The organism is uncultured Roseovarius sp. (assembly GCF_947489715.1).
In the GTDB taxonomy this organism is placed as follows: domain Bacteria; phylum Pseudomonadota; class Alphaproteobacteria; order Rhodobacterales; family Rhodobacteraceae; genus Roseovarius.
Window position 1 is genome coordinate 206,657 of the sequence record NZ_CANLER010000008.1, and the last position, 25,430, is coordinate 232,086.

Consider the following 25,430-nt stretch of genomic DNA (forward strand, 5'->3'; position numbering starts at 1 on the left):
TGTGTGCGAGAGAGCCTAGAAGCTATTTCGGATTTCCCACTACGTAATATTACGTACGCACAATACGCAGTCAGCCAACCATCCGAATGAGATCTGCGATACCCCGCGCCTGCATTTTCTCGCGGATACGGGACCGGTGAACTTCAACAGTGCGCTGACTTACATCTAATGCATCAGCGATTTCTTTGTTGAGCTTTCCCTGAAGGAGATGTTGCAGGACTTCGCGTTCTCTTTCTGTCAATTTGGAAAGTCGGTCCGCGACAATCTTCTTCGGGATCTCAGGAGGCAGCCGGTTGAAAAGCATCCCGCCCGCCAATCGAACGGCTTCCAGAAGGCGATCGATTCGAGCGGGCTTCTCGATAAAATCAATAGCCCCAGCCCGCATGGCTTGAACCGCTATTGGAACATCGCCATGCGCAGTAACCACAACAATGGGAATATTGACCCGGATGTCGGCAAGATGGGCTTGCAGCTGCAAACCGTTCATTTTGGGTAGACGCAGATCTAACACCATGCACGCTTTTCGGTTCGGCTCATAGAGATTCAGGAATTCCTCCGCTGATCGGCACGCAATAGTCTCATAACCATGTGCATTCAGTAACGCACAGAGAGATTTCAGCACACCGTTGTCATCTTCGACGACGTAGACCGAAAACTTTTCTTCTGTGTCAGTCATCTTGCTCTCTTCTGATTGGAAGTTGGAACATGAAAATTGCACCGCTGGGGGATGTCTGCGACCAGATACGTCCAGCGTGGGCCTCTACAATAGAACGGCAGAGCGAAAGCCCAATACCCATTCCTTTGGTGGTCGACGCATGAAACGGTTCGAAAAGATACTTCTGTTGTTCTGAGGGGATTCCGCGACCGGTGTCGCGTACTGAGATTTGCACAGTTTCCTCGGAACCAGCCACTTCAACAGTCAGCACTTGTTTTACGCTGGATTCCATCGCGGCAATGCTGTTGCGCGCAAGGTTGAGCACCACCTGTCCGATCTGAACCGGATCGGCCAATACCTTTGGCAAACTTTGATCTAGTATCAAATTGACCTGCAAATTCGTGAGCTCACTGGAAACTAGTGCCAAGTCTATACCCTGTTTGATTGCTTCGTTCAGATCAATATAGTCAGCGTTCAAGTCACCTCTAGAAATGAAGTTGCGTACCCGGCGCACTAGATCACCTGCCCGCGCAGATTCCGCAATGGCCTCGTCCATCAGTTGCTCGGCGTGTTCGGGTATATCTGTCCCGGTATTTTTGAATTCCTGTCGGCATGCGCTGACATAATTGGCAACCGCCGATAATGGTTGGTTCAGTTCATGCGCAATCGCCGATGCAAGCTCTCCCATTGAACTTGCCCTCGCTGCGTCGAGCAACGCATGGCGCAAATGTTGTTCCTCCGCCTCGGCTACTTTTTGTGCCTCAAGGGCAGCGCGCTCACGTTCCATACTGTTCAAGGCAAAAAGGGCCCGACGCAAAATGCGCAACGCATCCCGATCAATCGAGTCGAAAGGCCGGCTCATACCGCGCCTTTCCTCCTGCCAGAGCGCAAAGGAACCCCGTGGGGAAAGGCGCGTAATCCCATCATCGTCCGTGGTTTCCAACTTTTCGGGTTTGCCCGCCCATCGGATTGTTTGGTCGAAATGGCTACGCAAAAACACCAGATAATCGCTACTGTCTTCGGAAAGGTCCAACAGCGCTGCACCCGCAGCCGATTGCCGTTGCACGTCGTCCATTTCGATCACAGAAGATAAATGCGATGTCGCAGCAATACCGTCGCTAACAGCGTCTCGGAGATTTGTGAAATCAAGTGGTTTTTCCGGGACATCGCCGAATTTGACAAGTTCACCATCCAGGACCAGCAATAGTCCCTGTGCACCAATCATTTGCATCAACTCCTGCGCCTGCTGCGCAATCAATTCCGGTAACGAAGTGCCGGACCGTGCCTGTTGCTCGATGCGAAAGGCCGCCTTTTCGGCTTGGATACTTTTGCGAAGCTGATTTGTATTCTCGATGCTTTGGAGAAGGGCCGATGTTGTACCACCAAGCAATTCAGCAAATCGTAACCGGCTGGATGAGATCAGCCGTTTACTGTAGTGATGGCATGCGACGAGGCCCCATAATTCGTTGTTTGTTATGAGCGATATCGAAAGACTGGCGCCAACGCCCATGTTGTTTAGATACTCGATATGCACCGGCGCAACGGCGCGCAATTTAGAGAATGTCAGATCTAGCGGGTGGGCCGAATCCGCGTTGGCAACGGCGCCATATTTGCTGACAATTGGCACATGATCCCCGTTAATGTCCGGTATCGACCGCATTACATTCAGAGCAAAATGCCGGCGGGCAGGATCTGGAATATCCGATGCAGGATAGTGTAAACCCAGAAAACTATCGGGTCGGTTGGTACTTTCGGCAATCACCTCGCCATGCTTGTCTTCCGCAAACTTGTAGATCATCACCCGGTCAAAACCTGTGACGTCACGAATGAGTCTCGCGCTGGCATCGGCAAGCTCTGCAAGCGCGCCCGGCTTGACCAATTCGGAAATAATGCCACGACGCAAAAGTTCATCTTCCCAGATAGGCGCGGGAATTGGCTCAGGTTCCAGAAATTCCAGAATGATATGGCCGTCATTTCGATGCGGCAGGCATTCGGCCTTTATCCGCTTTCCATCTAATCCTTCGAAGCTGATGAACCAGGGCCGCAACAACTCTGGTGTCGACGGTTCAAGCGGGAATTTTAGCAGTGCCGAGGCGTTTTCCCTGCCAATCAGTTTACCAAGCTTCTGGCCCAGCAAAGCCTCGGGAGGCGATCCCACGAACGACGCGGTGTTGCGACTGGCATATTCTATGACCAAGCTTTCTGAATCCAACGCAATCAACGCACCGTGTGGTTGAACGGCACCGATAAAGTGGATCGGCTCTTGATCACATGTTTCCAGATCGACCCGGCTGGCTGTCACGACATTCCCCTACTGGCGGTAGAAAGTGGAAAATCCGACGGCGCTAGCCATTCAACCAGCGGTTGAATTGCACCAAGAGCACCAGCCGTCAGGTCGCTGATCCTGAAATCTTCGAAAGGCAGATCTTTCAAGTAATAGTTCACCAGTGACCAGCGTTGCTTGCTATTGGTTCTGCACCAGTGCCAGTAGTGCTTTCCAAATGGTTGATCTTGGTTCTGCTTTTTTCGCAACGCCCGATCGATCCGCGACCCACCCAGTGCAGCATCTTTGATCGCATGGTGCTGATGCAGGCGCTCGTGCGCCTCTTCGGTGCGCGCATGTAGGATATTGTGAACATTGATATCCTGCGAAGTCCTGTGATCATCTAACAAATTTTGCTCCAAAACCTGCTATTGCGCGGCGCAGAATTGCGGCACGTGCCAAGGATCATACTAGCGCCTTATCAACTCTAAGAAAGGAAGTTCTTTTCCCGCCGATGCCCCGGATGAAATTGGTGAACGCACACTCGGCCAGATCACAGTACGATCTGGATCCGAGATGAGCGATCACGCGAATATCTGTTCTGCATGACGTTCCAGATATATTTTTAACCACGGCGTAAACTTGCCTGGCTGCGCGTTGACCCGGTGTGCTAGCGCCTGCATATCGACCCAATCCGTATCCATGACCTCGCCCGGATTTGGGGTTAAAGTCATCTTTTCGGAAATGCGCCAAAGGAACACGTCAACAAGTTCGTGCTCAACCAAGCCATGTCCGACATCGGCGCGATATTCAACCTGATCCCGATATTCCAGTGTATGCGCCATGATACCCAGTTCTTCGCCCAACCGACGTATGGCGCAATCCTTGGCACTTTCATTCCAGTGTGGATGCGTGCAGCAGGTATTCGCCCAAAGCCCTGGCGTGTGATATTTCGACAGTGCACGGCGTTGAATCAAGGTTTGATTTTCACACATCACAAAGACAGAAACGGCCTTGTGTCGCAAACCGCGCCGATGCACGTCCAGTTTTTCTATGGCGACCAGATCACCGTCAACCCAGGCTGGTATCATGGAATTCATGTGTACTCCGCCGAAACAAGGCGCGTAAGGTGGGCAAGGTTTTTCAAACCAATACGCAGATGTGCCATCGGACGCGCACGTACAAGTTTTTTGTTCATATAGGCCTCAAACGTCAGGCGTTGTACATCGATATCGTGACAGAGCGAGACAAATCTCTCCCGCCTGTCATCTGAGCGGTAATAGGCGTTCTGCATGGATGCAAGAACACGAAACACCATCTTGTGCTCGCGCATGAAAAGCTGACGCGCCAACCTCAGATCGCGCGCCCTGCCAGATGCGAGGCTAGCCGAAGCTGCTGTGGCAGCGACCCGGCCGCCGACCATGGCATAATATATCCCTTCGCCCGAACTTGGTGCGACGACACCTGCCGCATCCCCGGCCAGTACGACGTCTTTGTCGTTGTCCCACTTGTCCAACGGCCTGAGCGGAATCGGTGCCCCCTCGCGACGGAGTGTCTTGCATGCCTCCAATCCGCTCGCGATGCGCAGGTCGGCTGTGGCCTGTTTAAGGTCCACCTCACGCTCCATCGATCCCATACCAACGCTGGCGGATTTTCCGTGCGGGAAAACCCAACCGTAGAAATCCGGCGAAATCCGTCCGTCATAAATGACGTCGCAGCGTGCCGGATCATAACTACCAGTAGCGACAGGTGCTTCGATAATCTCGTGATATGCTATGACATATGGAATGCGTTCGGCCCCGGGAACCTCGGCGCGTGCCACATTGGATCGGGCACCATCGGCTCCTATGATGAGCTTGGTTTCCAACGCGTGTTCTTCACCACTGTCTTTGTCGCGATAAACCACGCTTTTGCGGCCATCCTTGCGGTCAATCCGACGGTACGTCCCGGTATAGCGATCGGCCCCCGCCTTGGTCGCACGAGCCCGCAGGAATTCGTCAAAATCTTCACGATTTACCATGCCGACGAATCCGTTCTCAATCGGGATGTCGACCTTGCGTCCGGTTGGTGAGATCATGCGCGCCGTTGTCACCCGGGCGCAAAGCTGGTCTTCGGGAATGTCAAAATCCTGGATCAGCCGCGGTGGTATCGCCCCGCCACAGGGCTTGATCCGCCCTGCCCGGTCGATCATCGCAACCCGCTGACCAGAACGCGCCAGATCCTCGGCCGCCGTGGCACCTGAAGGTCCGCCACCAACAACAACGACATCATACATGGTCATTCTCCCGGTACTACGGCCATATGGCGGCCTCGATTGTGTTCAATCACGCGCAGCGCCAGCAGTGCCGCGACGACAAAGAGGGCCGCTTCGAAAAGAAAGACAGCACCAAAGGCAGTTGCGTCGCTATGGGTGAAGATTCGCATCACATCGACGGCTGCAGCCCCCAATAATCCACCGAAACCTGCCGCCACAGCTTGTGCAGCGCCCCAGAGGCCCATGCGCGTGCCTTCACGCGCCTCGCGCCCCCGAGCGGCTAGCGCCATCATGGATCCGATCGCGGCCACCGCGAACATGCCATTGAAAAACCCAAGACAAACCACCGCGGGCATCAGCGTGACCGGATTGGCAACACCACCCAATATGCTGATCGTCGCGAGGCTGCCTGCGGAACCGATGCATCCGGCGGTCACCCAATTGCGCAAACTGCCACGGCGCAGGCCGGTAGCCACGATGCCAACGGTCAGCATCCCGAGGAATACGCCACCATTTTGCGCCCCGCTCAGAGCGGTTGACTGCCCCGGCGTAAAGCCAAAGACCAGCCCGGCGTAGGGTTCCAAGATCAACTCCTGCATGAAGTAGGCTGTCATGGACAAGAAGACGAAGATTGTGAATTTCCGTGCGGCGGGCTCCGACCACACCTCGCGCAGCCCTTTGATGAAGGTTGTCTTGTCGCCGGTTTGAGGTTGTATACAGACGTCACGCTCCACCCCCCATACGGCCAGTATCGTCAGCAAAATCGCGCCGCCCGTCACATATGAGACAATCCGCAGCAACAGCGCCGGCGTGTATGGATCCAGAAATGCACCAACCGTCCCGGCTGTCACGGCGATACCAGCGATCATCATCAGCCAGGTGATCGTAGCGGCAGCAGCTCGACGATGGGGTGCGGTCGCAGTTGCAAGAAGCGCCAACAGGGATGTGCCGGATGCACCCACACCGACGCCAATCAGGGCATAGGCCGCGATTGATACGGTCATCGCCAAAGCGAAACTGCTCTCAAACAGCAACACCCCGACGGTTGCGCCGAAGGCGCCAAGGGCCAACGCAATCATGCCGCCGATGATCCATCTGGTACGGTGTCCGCTGGTGTCCGACCGGAACCCCCAGTTCGGGCGCGTGATCTGAATGCCGTAATGCAGAGCAATCAGGAACCCCGGCAAGACCGCCGGCAGCGCCAGTTCGACAACCATCAACCGGTTCAGGGTCGACGTGGTCAAGACCACCACTGCGCCAAGCGCCATCTGCACCAAACCCAACCGGACGATAGAGAGCCAACTCAGCGTCATCCCAAGCCTCCCACGTCACGCAGTGCGAAGGCCGCAATCATCATCCCGCTGACAAAAAGCGTGACGCCCGTGGCATTGTACCAAGGTGCCCGTTCTTTCGGATCGGACAGCAGGATTCGCATCGCCCAGAATTGCGCGAAAAGAACTGCGGTAATCGCTACCGCGTGCAATGGACGCCCCCACGACAAAAGCGCCACAATGACCGCAATCTGTGGCAGGGTCATGACCCAACAGGCCATGCGTGCCGCGCGTTCTGGCCCCAGCACCACTGGCAACGAATTGACGCCAGTCTGGCGGTCACCTTCCAATGCTTTGAAATCGTTTAGCGTCATGATGCCATGTGCACCCAAGGCATAAAGCAGCGCGATCACGATGACGGGTAACGCCGGTGCCCCTGCCGCCATTACCGCAGCCCCGGTAAACCATGGCAAACCCTCATAACAAAGACCGACCAGCCCCGGGCCCCAAATGCCCGAACGTTTCAGGCGGAAAGGTTCTGCCGAATAAATCCATGCGGCGACCACACCGAACACGGTCGCGCCAAATCCCCAGGGGCCCAGGAATGATCCGAGACATAATGCAAACCCGCTCATGACAAGAGCGATCCAAAGGCCCCATCGCCCCGGGATTGCCCCAGACGGAATTGGACGGTTTGGCTCGTTGATGGCATCGACATGCCTGTCGCACCAGTCATTTGCAGCCTGGCTCATGCCACACACGACAGGGCCAGCCAAAACCATTCCCGTCAGCAGCAACCAACGCGACTCCGCCAGCGGCACACCTGATGAGACGACACCGCAAAGATAGGCCCAGATAGGCGGGAACCACGTAATCGGCTTGATTAAGGTCAGCACAGCGCGCGGTTGCGGGTATCGGCGACCAATATGTAAATCTAATGTGACACTCATAGTGTCAATTAAACTATACAAACAGAGTTTCGGAAAGAGTTTTCTCGGCGCTGCCTTAGATTGTGATGTCTATTCCCGGCTGTCGTCGGTTTTCAACAGGCCATGTTTACGCAACTTCACGTAAAGGCTTTGCCTCGACAGGCCCAGCATTTCAGCGGCGGCCGCTCGGTTATTTGACGTCAACTTTATCGCGGTCTCGATACACATTTTTTCGATCACATCCGAGGTCGCAGAAACCAGCGTCTTGAGTGACGCCGTTCCCACAAGGTCCATGACATTCTGCATCGCCTCTTCGCTCATCACCGATGCGCCGCTATCAGTCTCGACCACCTCGCGCGGCGTGGTATCACGTATGATCAGTCCAAACCCAAGGTCACCATCACGACGACGCAAACGCGCAGATGAGATGTCTACATTCGCACGCGTGCCCACCGCGCTCAGGATCTGGGTTCCATAGCTGCGCAACCGGCCCTTCTTCACGGTGGTTTCAAGGATCAACTTCAGATCGACACCGCCCCGCACCAGAAAATCGCCCAAAGACTTGTTGCGAACATCCCGATTCTGCGCCGCATCGGTCAGGATCAAGAAGGCCTCATTTGCATCGCGGATCAGGCCTTTGGAATCCGTCAGAACAATCGCGTCACTGGCTTCTGTGAACAGTGCTGCGAGTGATTGTGCCATTTCCGGTCCTGCGGCGTCCGCATCTTCGACCGGCGCCAAGCGACAAAGCAGAAACAAATCACCGGCTGCTCTGAAATACTGGGCAAAGGCGACAAGATCACGACCGCTGCGCCGCGCTGCGATTTCAACGACCTTCATTTCTTCAGCACTTGCAGCGGTCCGCAATGCTTCGATCACGCCACTCTTGCGCCCCCCCTCCAGTGCCTGCGCAAAGGAACTTCCGGCGAGGGTCTCGACGTTTGAACCAAGCAATGTCGCCGCGGCGCTGTTCAGATCGCGCAGTCGACCGGTTTCGGGTTCGACAACAAGCAGGGGAGTTTCCGATGCCCCCAGGACAACCCGGTAAAACGTTTCGCTGCTGCGGATCTTTTGCTGGTCGCGGTCCCGGGCAATCTGTTCGGAAACCAAGCGCTGCTGAACTTCGGCAACCGGCTGCATATCTCGACCAAACAGCAATAATGAATTTCGCCCGGCGACACGGTGCAGCGTATACCGGATGGGAAATTCCCAATCAGCATTGTCCATGTGATTCAATTGCAATGATCTCGGTACAAAATCCAGATCAGCAAACATTGATCCGCTGCGTCCCGAGTACTTTTCCCGGCTCTCGATCGTCAGAAACTCATCAAATGGTCGCCCGACCCAATGATCCAGACACCCAAGTGACGGGCATTCCGGGTTGACCAGGATACCCTCAACCACGCCATCAAAACCAACCATTATCGCAACATCGGATGCCCGCTCGATCAGACATTCCACACTCCCGATTGCCGGCAATTCGCCCGCATGCAAAATATCGGCTCTAGGTTCTTGCCGTGCCAAACGACTTCCCCACTAAATTCAACGTTCCAGCTACCCGACCCCAGCGATTGGAGACAAATCGGTCGCGGTTTCAAGCCCGCAACACTTTATCACTTCGTGAATTGACTTAACTGCATAGTCCGCGCCTGTACACTGTGTTATCCGCTTCCGATCCTCGATAACGCGTCCGCCAACGACGATTGGTGGCAAATTTTCCACACATTTGCGGATGGAACCAATCATTTCAGCTGCGCATTCAACAGATTTCCACGTGGCAAGGCTTATCCCTATTACAGAAAAGCGACCGGATGACATAAGTTCGATCAACTCCGTATCATTCATCCCGATCGCCATCCGGACCCAGAAACCGCGTCCACGTAACCCATCAGCTGCCACGAAGGCCCCTAGCGAATGCTGTTCGAAACTCGGTATAATCATCAGTATCGATGGGCCTGTCGGGCTCCCACCGCCCATCAGCCGCTGAGCACCCTCAGTATTGGGTCGATTCCGGAAGAATGCCTGCAACCGTGAAGCGCCAGTCGTGACCTCGACAAAGCTCGCTTCATCGCTGACCCACTTCTCTCCGAGATAACGCGACGCATCAGGAATGTAGAACTGATAGAAATCCTCGCTGCTGACGCCCGACGCAATCAGTGAAGACATTACCTTCTCATGCGCGGCATCAGATTCCGCCATTACCGCTTTTCCCAGTTGAGCAGCCCATTCCGTGCTGCTGCGGGAATTGGCTTTTGCGTCCTCGCGCATCAGTGATTGCAAGGCAGTTTCAACAAGAAACTGAATTGCCGGGGATTGTTTTGCTGAACCAATATTCTTTTCACTTCGTTCACCAGCGTTCTTACTCAAGCGTTCTTCCATGTGCCCCTCCTTCGGACGCATTTCCGGTGACGCCGCTTTCAACGGTTCTGTTTTTGCTGCTTCAATGATTCAGAGTGTGTGCAAATCGTATCATTTTGTCAATTATAGTTGACACTTGAAAGAATGTGCCCTGAAAAAAGTCGTGGAAACACGTCAGGAAGCCAGCGTAACTTCTACAAAACAAGTTGAAATATAGAAATTTGCCTACTGCGCACCAGTAACTTTGCGCAACCTTCTAAGTTTACACAACTAAATTTCATTGTGTAAATTATAATTGACACTACGTCACCGCAACACATAGCATCAAAGCTGAACGTTACGGTCGGTGAGGGAAAATGACGCCACACGCGCCGCATAAATCTGAGGGCACCAAACTATACACTGATGTGCAACGCGCCCGTCGTGATGCGAGCATCTGGACCGTGGTCCAAGGCGTTCTGGCCCCTGCCCAGTTCCTGGTCTTTCTCGTCTCCCTGGGCCTCGTTCTGCGCTTCCTGCTGACCGGCCATGGATACGAATTGGCCACGCTCTCGATCCTTATCAAAACCGGCTTTCTCTTTCTGATCATGGTAACTGGTGCTATTTGGGAAAAAGTCGTTTTCGGTCAATATCTTTTCGCACCATCATTCTTTTGGGAAGACGTCTTTAGCTTCGCCGTAATCACCCTGCATGCTGGCTATGTCTGGGCGCTTTTTTCGGGTGCGCTTTCCCCTGCCGGCCTGATGGTTCTGGCGCTGACCGCCTACGCGGCTTATGTCATCAATGCCGGTCAGTTTCTGCTCAAGCTCAGGGCTGCACGGAAACAGGCGGGAGGCGTTGCATGACCCGCCACGAAACGCCTGAAATTCCCAATCCTGATATGGTTCCGGCGCCGTCCACCAAAGGGTGTCGCAACGCACCGATTCTCAAACAACGCGGCCAACACGAAGTGTTTTGCGGACTGACGGGCATCATTTGGCTGCACCGCAAGATGCAGGATGCGTTCTTTTTGGTGGTCGGGTCGCGAACTTGCGCTCACCTTCTGCAATCGGCAGCCGGGGTGATGATCTTTGCCGAACCCAGGTTTGGCACTGCCATTCTGGAAGAAGGAGATCTTGCCGGGCTGAAAAACGCCCAGGACGAGTTGGAACGTGTTGTTCAGGACCTCTTGGCGCGCCGAACGGATATTCGTCAGTTATTTCTTGTTGGCAGTTGCCCTTCCGAAGTCATCAAGCTGGATCTGGCGCGCGCCGCCGAAAGGCTGTCGGCGCAATATGCTCCCAAGGTCCGGGTTCTGAACTATTCCGGTTCGGGTATCGAAACGACGTTCACCGAAGGCGAAGATGCCTGCCTTGCCGCGATGGTCCCGGTCTTGCCCGATACCGACGCGCGGCAGCTTCTTATGGTCGGTGCGTTGCCTGATGTCGTCGAAGACCAGGCACTGGACCTGCTGGCCAAACTCGGTATCGAGAATGTATCCGTCCTGCCCGCCCGGACGCTGGACAGTGGCATATCTGTTGGCCCGAACACTGTTTTTGCTCTCACTCAACCGTTTCTGGGGGGCACCCATGCCGCCCTGGAAAGGCGCGGGGCGCGTCACATACCCGCGCCTTTCCCGTTTGGCGAAGAAGGCACCACCGCGTGGCTTTTGGCCGTGGCGCAAGAATTCGGCGTTGATCAGGCGCATTTCGACGCCGTGACAGACGCGCCCCGTGCCCGCGCCAGACGCGCGATAGCAAAAGCTGGCGAAACCTTGTCTAGCAAATCAATCTTCTTTTTCCCTGACAGCCAGATGGAAATCCCGCTGGCACGGTTCCTGACCCGCGAATGCGGCATGCAGGCCATCGAAGTGTCCGCACCCTTCATCCATAAGGGCATCGTGGGCCCCGACATGGATCTGCTAGACGAAGGGCCCACCATTGCCGAAGGACAGGATGTCGATCTGCAACTCGATCGTTGCCGTAACGCGCGCCCCGATCTGACGGTCTGCGGTCTGGGTCTGGCCAATCCGCTTGAGGCCGAAGGACTGGCCACCAAATGGGCCATCGAACTGGTCTTCTCTCCGGTCCATTTCTACGAACAGGCGGGCGATCTGGCGGGCCTTTTCTCCCGCCCGCTCCGTCGTCGCGAGATGCTAAGGCTGGAGGCGGCCGAATGAAGCTGAGCGTCTGGACATATGAAGGCCCACCACATGTCGGAGCATTGCGCGTCGCCACCGCGATGAAAGGCCTGCATTACGTGCTGCACGCGCCGCAGGGTGACACCTATGCCGATCTTCTTTTCACCATGATCGAACGGCGCGATCATCGCCCGCCAGTGACGTACACCACGTTTCAGGCACGCGATCTCGGCGCTGACACCGCAAATCTTTTCAAGACAGCCTGCCAAAACGCCTATGACCGTTTCAAACCTCAGGCGATAATCGTGGGCGCTTCGTGTACTGCCGAACTCATTCAGGATGACCCCGGTGGCATGGCGGAAACGATGGGCCTGCCGGTGCCGGTGATCCCGCTTGATCTGCCCAGCTATCAACGCAAGGAAAACTTCGGAGCCGACGAGACCTTTTTTCAGATCGTTCGCCATCTGGCCCGGCCAATGGAACGCACCCAGCATGTAAGCTGCAATCTGATCGGCCCGACGGCCCTCGGCTTTCGTCATCGCGACGACATCACAGAGGTGGCCGCACTGCTCGAAGATATGGGCATCTCGGTCAATGTCTGTGCGCCTTATGATGCCACACCCCAGGATATCACCCGGCTGGGGGCCGCACATTTCAACATCCTGATGTACCCCGAAACGGGCGAAAGCGCGTGTCGCTGGATGGAGCGCGAGTTGGGACAACCCTTCACCAAGGTGGTCCCGATTGGTGTTGGCGCAACCCTGGATTTTGTGGCCGAAGTGGCTGAAATCGCGGGTGTCAAACCGCAGTTCGACAAAACACGCCTCCGCCTGCCATGGTATGCGTCAAGCGTCGATTCCACGTATCTGACCGGCAAGCGCGTGTTCATCTTTGGCGATGGCACCCATGTTGCCGCAGCAGCCCGGATTGCCCGCGACGAAATGGGCTTCGAGGTGGTGGGAATTGGCTGTTACAACCGCGAAATGGCCCGGTTGGTCCGTAACCTTGCCAAAGACTACGGCGTCGATGCTTTGATCACCGATGACTATCTGGAGGTCGAGCGTTGCATCGCTGGATTGGCCCCCGAGATGATCCTGGGCACCCAGATGGAACGTCACATCGGCAAACGTCTGGGCATCCCCTGCGCGGTCATCTCGTCCCCGGTCCATGTTCAAGATTTCCCGGCTCGTTATGCGCCACAGATGGGGTCCGAAGGTGCGAACGTGATTTTCGACACCTGGGTACACCCGCTGGTCATGGGGCTCGAGGAACATCTGCTGCACATGTTCCGCGACGATTTCGAATTTAACGATGCCGCAGGTCCGAGCCATCACGGCGGCACCGCGCTCCAATCCACTAATGAACCGACAGAGACTGCGGAACCAGCCCAGCAGACTGCCGACATCATCTGGCTGGCGGATGCCGAAAAAGAACTCCGGAAAATTCCCTTTTTCGTGCGCGGCAAAGCCCGCCGCAACACCGAACTTTTTGCCACCAATCAGGGCATGCACGAGATCAGCATCGACACTCTTTACGAGGCAAAGGCATATTATGCGCGATGACATCGTCATATCCCGCGCGCCCCGCGCCTATAATGTCGTAATCCTGACGCTCGATTCCCATGCGGCCGGTCCGTGTAACCGGGTTGCCGGCACTCTTGCCAGGGATTTCCCGGGTCTCAAGCTCAGCGTTCATGCCGCCGCTGAATGGGGTGAATGCCCCGATGCTCTGCGTGCCGCTAAAGAGGCCATCGCCAGCGGTGACATCATCATCGCCAATCTGCTTTTCCTCGAAGAACATATAAACGCGATCCTGCCTGACCTGAGAGCACGTCGCGCTGAATGCGACGCGATGGTCGGCATCATCGCGGACGGCGCGATTGTAAAACTGACCCGGATGGGGACGCTGGATATGTCCGCTCCAAAATCCGGCACCAGCAAGTTGCTGGCAAGGCTGCGCGGCGCGGGCAAGCCCTCTGTGGAAAAAGGCGCGCGCAAGATGAAGCTCCTGCGTCAGCTGCCCCGCATATTGCGCCTGATCCCCGGCAAGGCACAGGACCTGCGGGCATGGTTTCTTGCGATGCAATACTGGCTGGGCGCGTCGGATGATAATGTCGATGCAATGGTACGCTTTCTGGTCTCACGCTATGCGCGTATCGAGGCCTGGCGCGGGGCAAAAGCAGCGGAACCCTTCGCCTATCCAGATACCGGACTGTATCACCCGGATCTGCCGGACCGTATCACCACCAACCTGGCGGCCCTTCCCGCGGCTGCCCCCGGGGCTGCCACGATTGGCCTGCTGATGATGCGTAGCTATGTTTTGTCCGGCGATACGGCGCATTATGATGCGGTGATACGCGCGCTTGAAGCGCGAGGACTAAGGGTTCTGCCGGCCTTTGCCGGTGGGCTTGACGGACGGCCGGCCATCGACACGTTCTTCCGCGAAGGCGATCTGCCCCGGATCGACGCATTGCTGTCCCTTACCGGGTTTTCCCTTGTGGGCGGCCCCGCCTATAATGACAATGAGGCGGCTATCAATATACTGAAATCGCTTGATATTCCTTATATCGCCGCGCATCCGCTTGAATTTCAGACCTTGGATCAATGGGCCACCTCTGCGCAGGGCCTGGGCCCGATTGAAACCACGATGCTGATTGCACTGCCCGAGTTGGACGGTGCAACCAACCCCACGGTGTTTGCCGGGCGCCACGGAGCCGAAGGATGTTCCGGCTGCGCGCATGCCTGTCAGGCCGATTCCACGGTCAAGGCAATGGCACCCTGCCCTGAACGGATTGAACACCTCGCAAATCGGATAGAAAATCTGGCCCTGCTTCGCCGTTCGGACACTGCCAATCGCCGGGTTGCAATTGTCCTCTTCGGGTTTCCCCCAAACGCCGGGGCAGCGGGTACAGCGGCCTATCTCGATGTCTTCCGGTCATTGCACAACACTTTGCACGCAATGGCCGCGCGCGGTTATGACCTGACCCCTCCCGCCACTGTCGAGGAAACCCGCGCCGCCGTGCTTGAGGGCAGCGCGCAACAATACGGACAAGAGGCCAATGTCGCCGCCCATGTCGGTGCAGATACTATCGTGTCGGATACTCCCTGGCTGGTTGAGATCGAGGCCCAATGGGGCCCAGCACCGGGCAAGGTGCAGTCCGACGGGCGTGGTGTCTTTGTTCTGGGGGCCCGGTTCGGCAACGTGTTTGTCGGCCTGCAGCCTGCGTTCGGTTACGAGGGTGACCCGATGCGCTTGCTTTTTGAACGCGGCTTTGCTCCAACCCATGCGTTCACCCAATTCTACCTGTGGCTCAAAAACACATTCCGGGCCGATGTTTTATTACATTTCGGGATGCACGGCGCATTGGAATTCATGCCGGGTAAACAGGCAGGTCCAGGCGCGAAAGATTGGCCCGACCGCCTGATCAGCGATATGCCCAATGTCTATCTCTACGCCTCCAACAATCCGTCCGAGGCGACACTGGCCAAACGTCGCTCGGGCGCCGTAACGGTCACGCACCTGACGCCACCGCTGTCCAGTGCCGGGCTTTACAAGGGGCTGGCCGAGTTGAAAGACAGCCTGACCCGTTGGCGCGAAACCGCCCCTGACGCGCCCGAACGCCCCGAAATCGAAACCCTTATTACCGAACAGGCTGCCGCGGTGGACATGGACGGCAGTGATGCCGAAATGCTCTGGCTGAAGCTTCTGGAAACCGAAGACGCGTTGATCCCTGAAGGTCTGCATGTGCTGGGCGAACCGATGAACGCCGAGGCGCGGGCCGATTATCTGGCGCTTCTGGCGGATGCGGATGACGAAACCCGTGCCCGCGTCGATCATCTGCTGCAATACGACAGTGAATTACCCGCCCTGCTAAACGCACTTGACGCCCGCTACACCGCGCCGGTTCCGGGTGGCGATTTGATCCGGTCACCCGATATTCTTCCGACAGGCCGCAATATCCATGCATTCGATCCCTTCCGGATGCCGACGGAATTTGCCTGCCGCGATGGCGCAGCGCAGGCAGAATTACTGCTGCGCACCCATAAGGCGATACCACGCACCGTGGCACTGGTGCTCTGGGGCTCTGACAATATCAAGTCTGACGGCGCACCGATCGCACAGGCCCTGGCCTTAATGGGGGCAACGCCGCGGTTTGACAGTTTCGGCAGGCTATGTGGCGCTGATCTCATCCCGCTTGAAAAGCTGTGTCGCCCGCGCATCGACGTCATCATGACGCTTTCGGGCATTTTCCGCGATCTTCTGCCGTTACAGACCAAACTTCTGGCCGAGGCCGCCCTCAAGGCGGCCACCGCCGATGAACCACCAGAGCGGAACTTTGTGCGCGCCCACGCCATCGCCTATGCCAATGAAATTGGATGCGACCTTGAAACCGCAGCGCTCCGGGTGTTTTCGAACGCCGAAGGTGCTTATGGGTCCAACGTCAACATGCTGGTCGATAGTTCAGCCTTCGGGGACGAAGATGAACTGGCCGACGCCTACGAGGCACGCAAAAGCTTTGCCTATGGCACCAACGGCAAGGCCCGGCAGAACACCCAATTGCTGCAAAAAGTGCTAAGCGATGTTGATCTGGCCTACCAGAACCTCGAATCCACCGAGTTGGGCATCACGTCTGTCGATCATTACTTTGACACGTTGGGCGGCATTTCACGCGCGGTCCGTCGCGCCCGCGGAGGACAGGAAGCCGCCGTATATATCAGCGATACGACCCGTGGCGCAGGTCAGGTACGCACATTGTCCGATCAGGTTGCCCTGGAAACCCGGTCGCGATCTCTCAACCCCAAATTCCACGAGGCGCTCCTGAAGCATGGTGCCGAAGGTGTGCGCCAGATCGAAAGCCATATCACCAACACGGTCGGCTGGTCGGCCACCACCCAGCAGGTCGAACCGTGGATTTATCAGCGTATCTCGGAAACTTTCGTTCTGGATGAAGACATGCGCCAGCGCCTGATTGACCTCAACCCCACTGCCTCGTCCCGCATGGCCAACCGCCTGCTCGAAGCACATGACCGCGATTATTGGCAACCGGACGACGCCACACTTGATGCGTTGCGCAATGCCGCTGACGCGATGGAAGACCAGTTAGAGGGAGTTGCCGCAGAATGAAATGCACTTCACCCGTCCCACATTCCCAGAAAGGGACCACGCCATGAGCCCCCGCGACGAAATTCCGCTTATCAAGGGTCAGGACGGCGATGGGTCGGTCCAGGTTCATCAGGATCCCGCCGCCAAGATCGAAGGTGCCAAGGTGTTTTCCGTCTACGGCAAGGGCGGCATCGGCAAATCCACGACCAGCTCGAACCTTTCGGCGGCTTTTGCGGCGATGGGCAAGCGCGTGTTGCAGATTGGATGCGACCCCAAACATGACAGCACGTTCACACTGACGGGTCGACTTCAACCCACCGTCATCGACATCCTGAAAGAGGTCGATTTCCACCCCGAGGAACTGCGTCCCGAGGATTTCGTTGCGACAGGCTGGGGCGGAGTGAAATGCGTTGAGGCCGGCGGCCCCCCGGCGGGTACCGGTTGCGGCGGTTATGTGGTGGGACAAACCGTCAAACTGCTGAAACAGCATCACATGCTTGAAGATACCGATGTGGTGATCTTTGACGTGCTGGGGGACGTAGTTTGCGGCGGATTTGCAGCCCCCCTGCAACATGCCGACCGCGCCCTGATCGTCACGGCTAACGATTTCGACAGTATTTATGCGATGAACCGGATCATCGCTGCGGTTCAGGCCAAATCGGCCAACTACAAGGTGCGCCTGGCCGGCTGCGTAGCCAACCGGTCGAAAGATACCAACGAGGTCGATCGTTATTGTGGCACGGTGGGTTTCAACCGCATTGCCCATATGCCCGATATCGACGCCATCCGCCGCTCGCGCCTTAAAAAGAAGACGCTTTTCGAGATGGATGACGAGGAAGATATCGTCAATTGCCGCAAGGAATACGTTCGCCTTGCCGAAACGCTTTGGAACGGGACCGAGCCGTTGGCCCCTGCCCCAATGCAAGACCGCGATATATTCGAGCTGCTGGGATTTGACTGATGTCTTATGACCGCACCCTAGCCTCTGTCGAAACCTATTTCGACAAGACAGCCACCCGCACCTGGGAACGGCTGACCAGTGATGCACCGGTTTCGAAAATTCGCGAAACGGTCCGCCGGGGTCGGGACGAGATGCGCGCGTTACTACTGTCGCGTCTGCCTGATGATCTGACCGGCGCGCGCATTCTGGATGCCGGATGCGGGGCTGGTCAAATGACCTCCGAACTGGCGACGCGCGGCGCCCGAGTGGTTGGTGTCGATATATCACCCTCGCTGATCGACATTGCCCAAAAACGCCTCCCAATCAACCTGCACTCCCGCGTCGATTTTTGTATCGGCGACATGTCAGACCCTTCCCTGGGAAAGTTCGATTACGTGATCGCGATGGATAGCCTGATCTATTACAGCGGCGCGGATATCGCCCAGGTGCTCGGTGCAATTGGCGCGCGAACCTCGGGGCATGTGAACTTCACCGTGGCACCCCGCACACCGCTGCTGATGGCCATGTGGCGGCTGGGGCAGCTTTTTCCGCGCACCGATCGCTCTCCCACCATGGTCCCGCATGCACCTGCCCGGCTGAACCGCGCCTTGCTACAGTCTGAAATACGCGGGGATCTGAAAGCATTGCGCCGCGTCAGCTTGGGCTTTTACATCTCGCAAGCGATGGAGTTCACACCATGATCCGTCGCCCCCCTGCCGCCCTTCTGCAACTTTCTGCGCGTTACATGCCCTTCGCGGATGCCGCCAGTGAAGGGTTGCCGATGCGTCAGTTGCTGCGCCTGTCGCTGTTTCAGGTGTCCGTCGGCATGGCCACGGTAATGCTGCTGGGAACGCTTAACCGCGTGATGATTGTCGAACTGTCCGTACCGGCAACGATCGTGGCCTTCATGATTGCGCTGCCCGTTCTGATTGCCCCCTTCCGTGCGCTTTTGGGATTCCGCTCAGACACGCACCGCAGCGCCATCGGCTGGAAACGCATCCCATACCTCTGGTTCGGGTCGCTTTGGCAAATGGGCGGTCTGGCCGTCATGCCGTTTGCACTGCTTGTGCTATCGGGGGAACAAACCGTTGGCCCGTCCTGGGCTGGCGAAGTCCTGGCGGCCCTTGCGTTTCTGATGACCGGGCTTGGCCTTCACATGACCCAAACCGCCGGGCTGGCATTGGCAACGGACCGCGCCGACCCCGAAACCCGCCCACGCGTGGTTGCGCTGCTTTACGTGATGTTCCTGCTGGGCATGGGGGTGTCGGCAGTCATCATCGGGTGGCTGCTCACTGACTTTTCAAGCCTGACGCTGGTGCGCGTGGTTCAGGGGGCCGCTTCTGTCGGCATCATCCTCAACCTCATCGCGCTCTGGAAACAGGAAAAAGTTCGCCCGATGTCCCAGGAAGAACGTGCCGCTCCCCGGCCTCGTTTTGGTGATGCCTGGGCCGATCTGACAAGGGGCGGCGAGGCCGGGCGGCTGCTGGCGGTGGTTTTCTTTGGCACGATGGCGCTTAATATGCAGGACGTGCTGCTGGAGCCCTATGGCGGTGAAATTCTGGGCCTTTCGGTGTCGGCCACGACCTTTCTGACAGCCCTCTGGGCGCTTGGCGCACTGGCCGGTTTCGCACTGGCAGGACGGCTTTTGGCGCGCGGCAGCGATACTTACCGCATAGCTGGGGCCGGACTGGTCGTGGGCATCTACGCCTTCTCGGCCGTGATCTTTGCCGCGCCCATGAATTCGGCCACCATATTTTTTATCGGCGCGGGCCTGATCGGATTTGGGAGCGGCCTATTCGCCGTCGCAACGCTGATCGCCGCGATGAACATGAAAGCCAGCGGCGCTTCGGGTCACGGCCTGGCGCTCGGCGCCTGGGGGGCTGCACAGGCCACGGCGGCGGGGCTGGCCATCGCCCTTGGCGGTGGATTGCGCGACTGGGTCAATGCCCTGGCCACCTCGGGGGCCTGGGGCGAGGCGCTGAACACCCCGGCGACCGGATACTCATTCGTCTACCACATCGAGATCGGGTTGATCTTTGTCACATTGGCCCTTCTCGGACCGCTGGTGCGCAACATGCGCCGCCCATCCAAGACGCAACACCGCAAATCGGCACCCGTGGGCCTGGCCGATTTTCCAACATGAGACGTAAACCGCGGAGAGGAAACTGAGATGACCGAACCATTTTTTGGAAACTTCGACCTGGCCAGCCTGACATTATGGCTGTTCTGGATCTTCTTTGCGCTGCTGATCTTCTACATCCAGCGCGAAAACATGCGCGAGGGCTACCCGCTTGAGGATGACGATGGCAAGCCTTCGGCAAACCAGGGCATGTTCCCGGTGCCGGACGACAAGGTCTTCAAGCTGCCCCACGGGCGCGGCGACAAGGCTGTTCCATCCGGCCAGACACCCGAACGCGCGGACCTGCCTTTGGAAAAAACCGCGGCGGGCAATGGATTTCCCTTTGCCCCGACCGGTGACCCGATGGCAGATGGCGTTGGCCCCGCGTCCTGGGCACCCCGCCGTGACATCCCCGAACTCAACGGTGCGGGCCACCCCAAGATTGTCCCGATGGCCTCGCATGAACAGTTCAGCGTCGCCGCAGGCCGCGATCCGCGCGGGTTACCAGTCAAGGCCGGTGACGGTGCCATCGTCGGCAAGATCACTGACATGTGGATCGACGAACCTGAACAAATGGTGCGCTATCTCGAATTCGAACTGGACGGTGAATTCGGCAAGGGCAAACGCCTTGTCCCGTTGACCATGGCGTGCATCAAATCCGACTGCGTCAAGGTCCGTTCGATCTTTGGCAAGCATTTCGCGGGCGTGCCACAAATCGCGTCGCCGCATCAGGTGACCCTTCTCGAGGAAGACAAGATCTGCGGCTACTTCGCCGGCGGCACGCTTTACGCCAGTGAAGAACGGCAAGAGCCGGTGCTGGGATAATCTGGGAGACGCATCATGAGCCACGATGACTTCGCAATAGAACCGGTCAAGGGCCTGCCCGAACCGCCGCCTGAGGGGGAAGAAATTCTCTGGCAGGGCCGGCCAAACTGGTGGGCGCTGACGCGCGAGGCGCTGAACCTCTATTGGGTCGCGGGATATTTCGTCTTTCTGGCTGTCTGGCGGTTCATCACGCTTGTCGATCAGGCGGGCGTCATCACGGCGTTTGCCGCATCTTCGCCATTTCTGATCATGGGCCTCGTCGTCTGCGCCCTGCTCCTGATCGTTGGATATGTCCAGGCGAGGGCCACGGTCTACACGGTCACAAATCGCCGTGTCGCCATGCGTATCGGTGCGGCGCTGACCGTCACGCTGAACCTGCCCTTTACACAGGTTGGAAACGCCAACCTGAAGCTGAACCGCGATGGGACCGGCACGATTGCCATGGATCTAATGGGCAAGACCCGCCTGTCATACCTGGTGTGCTGGCCACATACGCGCCCCTGGGTCATGCGCCGCACGCAACCGGCGCTGCGCTGCATCCCCGACGCCGAAAGAGTGGCCCGCCTGCTGTCCGAAGCAGCCGAGGCCCGGATCAGCATGCCCCAAGTATCGCGATATGTTCCCCCAACGGCCGTTGCCGCAGAATAAGAGGACCAAATGGTACAGATCGAAACCCACCAGCCAGCAAAGCTGCACGACAAGGAACTGATACCGCGCATGATGGTGCGGATGATGCTGGTGCTGGTTCTGGTCTGCCTCGCCATTGTGACACTGGCGCGGATGACCAACACGCCGCTGATCGCAACCCCGCCCGAAGGCAAGACCGTGGCAAGCCGGGTTGTCCATCTGGCGGTCAGCACCAGCGGCGCGGCCACCGTCCGTGATGCGGATGGTACCTTGGTCGCCGACCTGTCACCCGAACAGGGTGGGTTTATCTCCGGCGTCGGACGCGTCGTCGAACGTGAGCGTTTGAAAAACCGCGTCCCGCTTGACGGTCCCGTGCAACTCATCTGGCAGGACACGGGACGCATTTCAATTCAAGACCCCAGCACAGGCTGGAGCTCCGATTTAATGGGATTCGGCGCAGGTAACGCCAAGGCCTTCGCACGGCTTTTGGCACCACAACAGAGAGGAGGCCAATAATGGGATGGCTTACCAAAGATATCGAACATGCGCCGTGTACAGTGGAAATCAGTCACAAGTTTGAAAGTCTGCACGCGCATGTCCGCTTCAACAACGGCGCGGTCATCTACCCCGGTGACGAGGTAAAGGTCCACGGACCCGAGATCATGGCCCCTTTCGGCCAGATCGTAAGTGAAGAACGCAAGGCGACCATCTTTCGGGCCTCAGCGCTCGAGCGGCTCTGGACACGACTGACCGGTGATTTCGAAGTGATGGAACTATGCGAATTCTCGTTTTCCGAGGAGGTGACGCTATGAATTCCCCACTGAAACATACCGCTGATGCCACAACTGTCGAAGAAGGTCTGGAGATCGCCGAGGCGCTGGACAAGCAATATACCGACGAGATGGCCACCGAGACAGCGATGTCAAACACGCTGCTGACCCCCCGGTTCTATACCACCGATTTCGACGAACTGGACAGTATTGATGTCTCGCCGGTGCGCGAGGACTGGGACAAGCTCATCGCGCAAATGATGTCAGACCCCAACAAGGGTCACTTCAAGAAGAACGAAGATTGGGATCATGTCGACTGGGACAATATGGAGCCGGAGCTCAAGAAGGAATTCATCGATTTCCTGATCTCTTCCTGCACAGCCGAATTCTCGGGCTGCGTTCTCTACAAGGAAATGAAGCGCCGGGGAAACAACAAGGACATCACCCAACTTTTCCAGCTTATGGCAAGGGACGAAGCGCGCCATGCGGGCTTCATCAATGATGCGCTTCGCGAAGCTGGCCTGCGGGTCAATCTCGGCTTTTTGACCCAGAAAAAGAAATACACCTATTTCCGGCCCAAATTCATCTACTACGCCACCTATCTCAGCGAAAAGATCGGTTATGCGCGTTACATCACCATCTTCCGGCATCTTCAGGCCAATCCAGAACACCGCTTCCACCCGATCTTCAAATGGTTCGAAGAGTGGTGCAATGACGAGTTCAGCCACGGCGAGGCCTTTGCTTTGCTGATGAAGACAGACCCCAAGCTGACATCCGGCCGCAACGTGCTCTGGATCAAATTCTTCCTCACGGCGGTTTATGCGACCATGTATGTGCGTGACCATCAGCGCCCGGCCTTTCACCAAGCGCTTGGCGTCGATCCCGATTGGTACGGGCATGCGGTGTTCACCAAGACGTCGGAACTTTCCAAGCAGATCTTCCCGATCACGCTGGATATCGACAGCCCGCGCTGGAGCGCCGGGTTGAAACGGCTGCAAAAGGCCAATGCCGATCTGGCCGAGGCCAAGTCTGCCACCGGACCGCTGGCTTTCCTGCGCCGGATCACCGCCAGCGCCCGGGCGGCCACGGCCTTTGCCGGGCTCTACTTCATTCCGGCCAAAAAGCATCAGGTGCCCGTATCAACACGGCTGGAGCCGGCGTACTGATGTCGACACCCTGGATCGCGGCTCTTTTTGCGCTCTTTGCCTGGTGGTTTTCCACCGGGGCGATCCTTTGGCTCGTGCGCCATGCCGACCGTCGCGGTCGGCAGGCGCGCCTGATCTGTACCGTTGCAGGATTGCCTGTCTTGGGCTTTGGAATCTGGGGCTTTGGCGCAACCCTGCATGACCCGGGCCTTCAGGCCGCCTATGGCGCCTTCCTTGCGGCGCTGGCAATCTGGGGCTGGATAGAACTGGCCTTTCTGACCGGCACGATTACCGGCCCTAATCTCTACGAATGCCCGGAATACACCCCAGAATGGGAACGTTTCGTCCGCGCCTGGGGCACCATCGCCTATCACGAAATGCTATTGGTGCTGGTCCTTGTTCTGCTCTGGCTTTTCAGCCAGGGGGCAGTAAACGGCTTTGGCCTGTGGACCTTCACGATCCTCTATTTTGCGCGCATTTCCGCAAAACTGAACCTCTTCTACGGGGTGCCGCGGATCAATACCGAATTTATCCCGGAGGTGCTGCGCCATCTGCCCAGCCATTTCCGGATTTCCCGCCTGAACTGGATTTTCCCGTTCTCGGTCACGGCCCTCAGCTTTGCCGTCGCCTGTTGGCTGGAGCGTCTCCATGCGGCAGATACGGCTGGAGAGGTTGCCGGATTTGCCTTGCTGACTGCGATCACGGCACTGGCACTGCTGGAACATTGGCTGATGGTCCTGCCGCTGCCCGATGCAAAACTCTGGCGCTGGATGCTCCCCGCGCCCAAACCGAAACCACAATCTACGACCCAAACGGAGGGACATCATGAATTTTGATGCGATGTTCAATGCGCAGCTCGATGCGCTGAAAGATGAAGGCAACTACCGGATATTCGCCGAGCTTGAGCGACGATGCGGCGCCTTTCCAAAGGCAAAGAGCCATGACGAAAATGCCCCTGACGAGGTGACGGTCTGGTGCTCCAACGACTATTTGGGCATGGGCCAGCATCCGATCGTTCGACAGACGATGAAGGATGTGATCGACAGCTGCGGCGCAGGCGCAGGCGGCACCCGGAATATATCGGGAACAAATCACCACCATGTTGCCCTTGAAAATGAGTTGGCCGATCTTCACGGCAAAGAGGACGCACTGCTCTTTACATCCGGCTACGTGTCAAACTGGGCGGCCCTTTCGACCTTGGGCAGCAGGTTGCCGGATGCAGTCATCCTGTCAGACTCGCTCAATCACGCATCAATGATCGAAGGTATCCGCCATTCCCGCGCCAACAAGGTGATCTGGCGGCATAACGACCCCGAAGACCTGGATCGAAAACTCGCCGCCCTGCCCGCCAATGCACCCAAGATCGTCGCCTTCGAATCCGTGTATTCGATGGATGGTGACATCTGCCCGATGGCTGAAATCGTCGAGGTGGCGGAAAAGCACGGGGCGATGACATATCTGGATGAAGTCCACGCCGTCGGCCTCTACGGCCCGCGTGGCGGCGGTGTCAGCGAACGCGAAGGTCTGGCAGATCGGATCACCCTGATCGAAGGCACACTTGGCAAGGCCTATGGCTGTATGGGGGGATATGTCGCCGGATCGACCGCGCTTTGCGATTTCATCCGCTCGTTCGCTTCCGGGTTCATCTTTACCACGGCCCTGCCCCCGGCGGTGGCCGCGGCAGCAAAAGCGTCGATTGCGCATCTCAAGACCTCTGGCACTGAACGGCAGCGCCAAAGGCAGCAGGTTGCCCGCCTCAGATCTCAACTCGACAAATGCGGCATCCCGCATATGGACAATCCCAGCCACATCATCCCTGTTCTTATCAAGGACCCGGTCAAATGCCGGATGCTGTCCGACATCCTGATGCGCGACTATGGAATCTACGTTCAGCCGATCAATTATCCCACCGTTCCCAAGGGAACCGAGCGGCTGCGCTTTACGCCAGGACCCCTGCATTCCGACGCGGATATCGACCGCCTGGTCGAGGCCCTGAACGTGTTGTGGAAACAATGCGCAATCGCCCATGCGGTCGCTTGATGGGCGAAACTT

Annotated in this window: 23 protein-coding genes; 14 read left to right on the forward strand and 9 right to left on the reverse strand. The window is 57.4% G+C overall.

Annotated elements, in window-relative coordinates:
* Positions 1-70 precede the first annotated feature (70 nt).
* From Q1B27_RS18885 to Q1B27_RS18925, 9 genes are all read right to left on the reverse strand, one after another.
* On the reverse strand, positions 71-676 hold the full coding sequence (locus Q1B27_RS18885; protein ID WP_299849890.1) for a response regulator: 606 nt from the start codon (positions 674-676) through the stop codon (positions 71-73).
* Complete coding sequence (locus tag Q1B27_RS18890) at positions 669-2,957, reverse strand: ATP-binding protein (RefSeq protein WP_299849892.1); 2,289 nt, start codon at positions 2,955-2,957, stop codon at positions 669-671. Before Q1B27_RS18890 ends, Q1B27_RS18885 begins: the two co-directional genes overlap by 8 nt.
* Positions 2,954-3,328, reverse strand: coding sequence for a hypothetical protein (locus Q1B27_RS18895; protein ID WP_299849894.1), 375 nt, complete (start codon positions 3,326-3,328; stop codon positions 2,954-2,956). Before Q1B27_RS18895 ends, Q1B27_RS18890 begins: the two co-directional genes overlap by 4 nt.
* A gap of 174 nt (positions 3,329-3,502) precedes the next feature.
* Complete coding sequence (gene idi / locus Q1B27_RS18900; protein ID WP_299849896.1) at positions 3,503-4,018, reverse strand: isopentenyl-diphosphate Delta-isomerase; 516 nt, start codon at positions 4,016-4,018, stop codon at positions 3,503-3,505.
* A complete protein-coding gene (locus Q1B27_RS18905) occupies positions 4,015-5,193 on the reverse strand; it encodes a geranylgeranyl diphosphate reductase (protein WP_299849898.1) in 1,179 nt (392 codons plus the stop codon). The genes idi and Q1B27_RS18905 overlap by 4 nt, the downstream gene beginning before the upstream one ends.
* Positions 5,194-5,195: 2 nt before the next feature.
* Positions 5,196-6,485, reverse strand: coding sequence for a BCD family MFS transporter (locus tag Q1B27_RS18910; protein ID WP_299849900.1), 1,290 nt, complete (start codon positions 6,483-6,485; stop codon positions 5,196-5,198).
* Entirely contained in the window at positions 6,482-7,393 is a 912-nt protein-coding gene (gene chlG, locus Q1B27_RS18915; RefSeq protein ID WP_299849902.1) for a chlorophyll synthase ChlG, read from the reverse strand. The genes Q1B27_RS18910 and chlG overlap by 4 nt, the downstream gene beginning before the upstream one ends.
* A 69-nt stretch (positions 7,394-7,462) precedes the next feature.
* Positions 7,463-8,833: a transcriptional regulator PpsR gene (gene ppsR, locus Q1B27_RS18920; RefSeq protein WP_299850005.1), complete on the reverse strand. Its 1,371-nt coding sequence runs from the start codon at positions 8,831-8,833 to the stop codon at positions 7,463-7,465.
* Positions 8,834-8,926: 93 nt separating this feature from the next.
* Complete coding sequence (locus Q1B27_RS18925; protein ID WP_299849904.1) at positions 8,927-9,751, reverse strand: hypothetical protein; 825 nt, start codon at positions 9,749-9,751, stop codon at positions 8,927-8,929.
* Positions 9,752-10,086: 335 nt separating this feature from the next.
* On the opposite strand from Q1B27_RS18925, the gene bchF reads away from it, so the two are divergent.
* The 14 genes from bchF to hemA are packed head-to-tail and all read left to right on the forward strand — an operon-like array spanning position 10,087 to position 25,418.
* Positions 10,087-10,575, forward strand: a complete 489-nt coding sequence (gene bchF / locus Q1B27_RS18930) for a 2-vinyl bacteriochlorophyllide hydratase (protein WP_299849905.1) — start codon at positions 10,087-10,089, stop codon at positions 10,573-10,575.
* 35 nt (positions 10,576-10,610) lie between these two features.
* Positions 10,611-11,888 (forward strand): ferredoxin:protochlorophyllide reductase (ATP-dependent) subunit N, encoded by a 1,278-nt coding sequence (locus Q1B27_RS18935; protein WP_299850007.1) that lies wholly within the window; start codon positions 10,611-10,613, stop codon positions 11,886-11,888.
* The gene (gene bchB / locus Q1B27_RS18940; protein WP_299849906.1) at positions 11,885-13,411 is read left to right on the forward strand and encodes a ferredoxin:protochlorophyllide reductase (ATP-dependent) subunit B; all 1,527 of its coding nucleotides are present in this window, start codon (positions 11,885-11,887) and stop codon (positions 13,409-13,411) included. The genes Q1B27_RS18935 and bchB overlap by 4 nt, the downstream gene beginning before the upstream one ends.
* Positions 13,401-16,973, forward strand: coding sequence for a magnesium chelatase subunit H (locus Q1B27_RS18945; protein WP_299849907.1), 3,573 nt, complete (start codon positions 13,401-13,403; stop codon positions 16,971-16,973). The genes bchB and Q1B27_RS18945 overlap by 11 nt, the downstream gene beginning before the upstream one ends.
* Positions 16,974-17,016: 43 nt before the next feature.
* Positions 17,017-17,913 carry a ferredoxin:protochlorophyllide reductase (ATP-dependent) iron-sulfur ATP-binding protein gene (bchL, locus tag Q1B27_RS18950; protein ID WP_299849908.1) on the forward strand — a complete coding sequence of 299 codons (897 nt, stop codon included), beginning with the start codon at positions 17,017-17,019 and terminating at the stop codon, positions 17,911-17,913.
* Positions 17,913-18,593 (forward strand): magnesium protoporphyrin IX methyltransferase, encoded by a 681-nt coding sequence (gene bchM / locus Q1B27_RS18955; RefSeq protein ID WP_299849910.1) that lies wholly within the window; start codon positions 17,913-17,915, stop codon positions 18,591-18,593. Before bchL ends, bchM begins: the two co-directional genes overlap by 1 nt.
* Positions 18,590-20,035, forward strand: a complete 1,446-nt coding sequence (locus Q1B27_RS18960; protein ID WP_299849912.1) for a PucC family protein — start codon at positions 18,590-18,592, stop codon at positions 20,033-20,035. Before bchM ends, Q1B27_RS18960 begins: the two co-directional genes overlap by 4 nt.
* 27 nt (positions 20,036-20,062) lie before the next feature.
* On the forward strand, positions 20,063-20,836 hold the full coding sequence (gene puhA, locus Q1B27_RS18965; protein WP_299849914.1) for a photosynthetic reaction center subunit H: 774 nt from the start codon (positions 20,063-20,065) through the stop codon (positions 20,834-20,836).
* A gap of 15 nt (positions 20,837-20,851) precedes the next feature.
* Positions 20,852-21,484, forward strand: a complete 633-nt coding sequence (gene puhB / locus Q1B27_RS18970) for a photosynthetic complex putative assembly protein PuhB (RefSeq protein ID WP_299849916.1) — start codon at positions 20,852-20,854, stop codon at positions 21,482-21,484.
* Between the two features lie 9 nt (positions 21,485-21,493).
* Positions 21,494-21,979: a photosynthetic complex assembly protein PuhC gene (gene puhC, locus Q1B27_RS18975; RefSeq protein ID WP_299849918.1), complete on the forward strand. Its 486-nt coding sequence runs from the start codon at positions 21,494-21,496 to the stop codon at positions 21,977-21,979.
* Positions 21,979-22,275 carry a hypothetical protein gene (locus Q1B27_RS18980; RefSeq protein WP_299849920.1) on the forward strand — a complete coding sequence of 99 codons (297 nt, stop codon included), beginning with the start codon at positions 21,979-21,981 and terminating at the stop codon, positions 22,273-22,275. Before puhC ends, Q1B27_RS18980 begins: the two co-directional genes overlap by 1 nt.
* Complete coding sequence (gene acsF, locus Q1B27_RS18985; RefSeq protein ID WP_299849922.1) at positions 22,272-23,399, forward strand: magnesium-protoporphyrin IX monomethyl ester (oxidative) cyclase; 1,128 nt, start codon at positions 22,272-22,274, stop codon at positions 23,397-23,399. The genes Q1B27_RS18980 and acsF overlap by 4 nt, the downstream gene beginning before the upstream one ends.
* A complete protein-coding gene (gene puhE / locus Q1B27_RS18990) occupies positions 23,399-24,214 on the forward strand; it encodes a putative photosynthetic complex assembly protein PuhE (protein ID WP_299849924.1) in 816 nt (271 codons plus the stop codon). Before acsF ends, puhE begins: the two co-directional genes overlap by 1 nt.
* On the forward strand, positions 24,204-25,418 hold the full coding sequence (gene hemA / locus Q1B27_RS18995; RefSeq protein ID WP_299849926.1) for a 5-aminolevulinate synthase: 1,215 nt from the start codon (positions 24,204-24,206) through the stop codon (positions 25,416-25,418). Before puhE ends, hemA begins: the two co-directional genes overlap by 11 nt.
* Positions 25,419-25,430 lie beyond the last annotated feature (12 nt).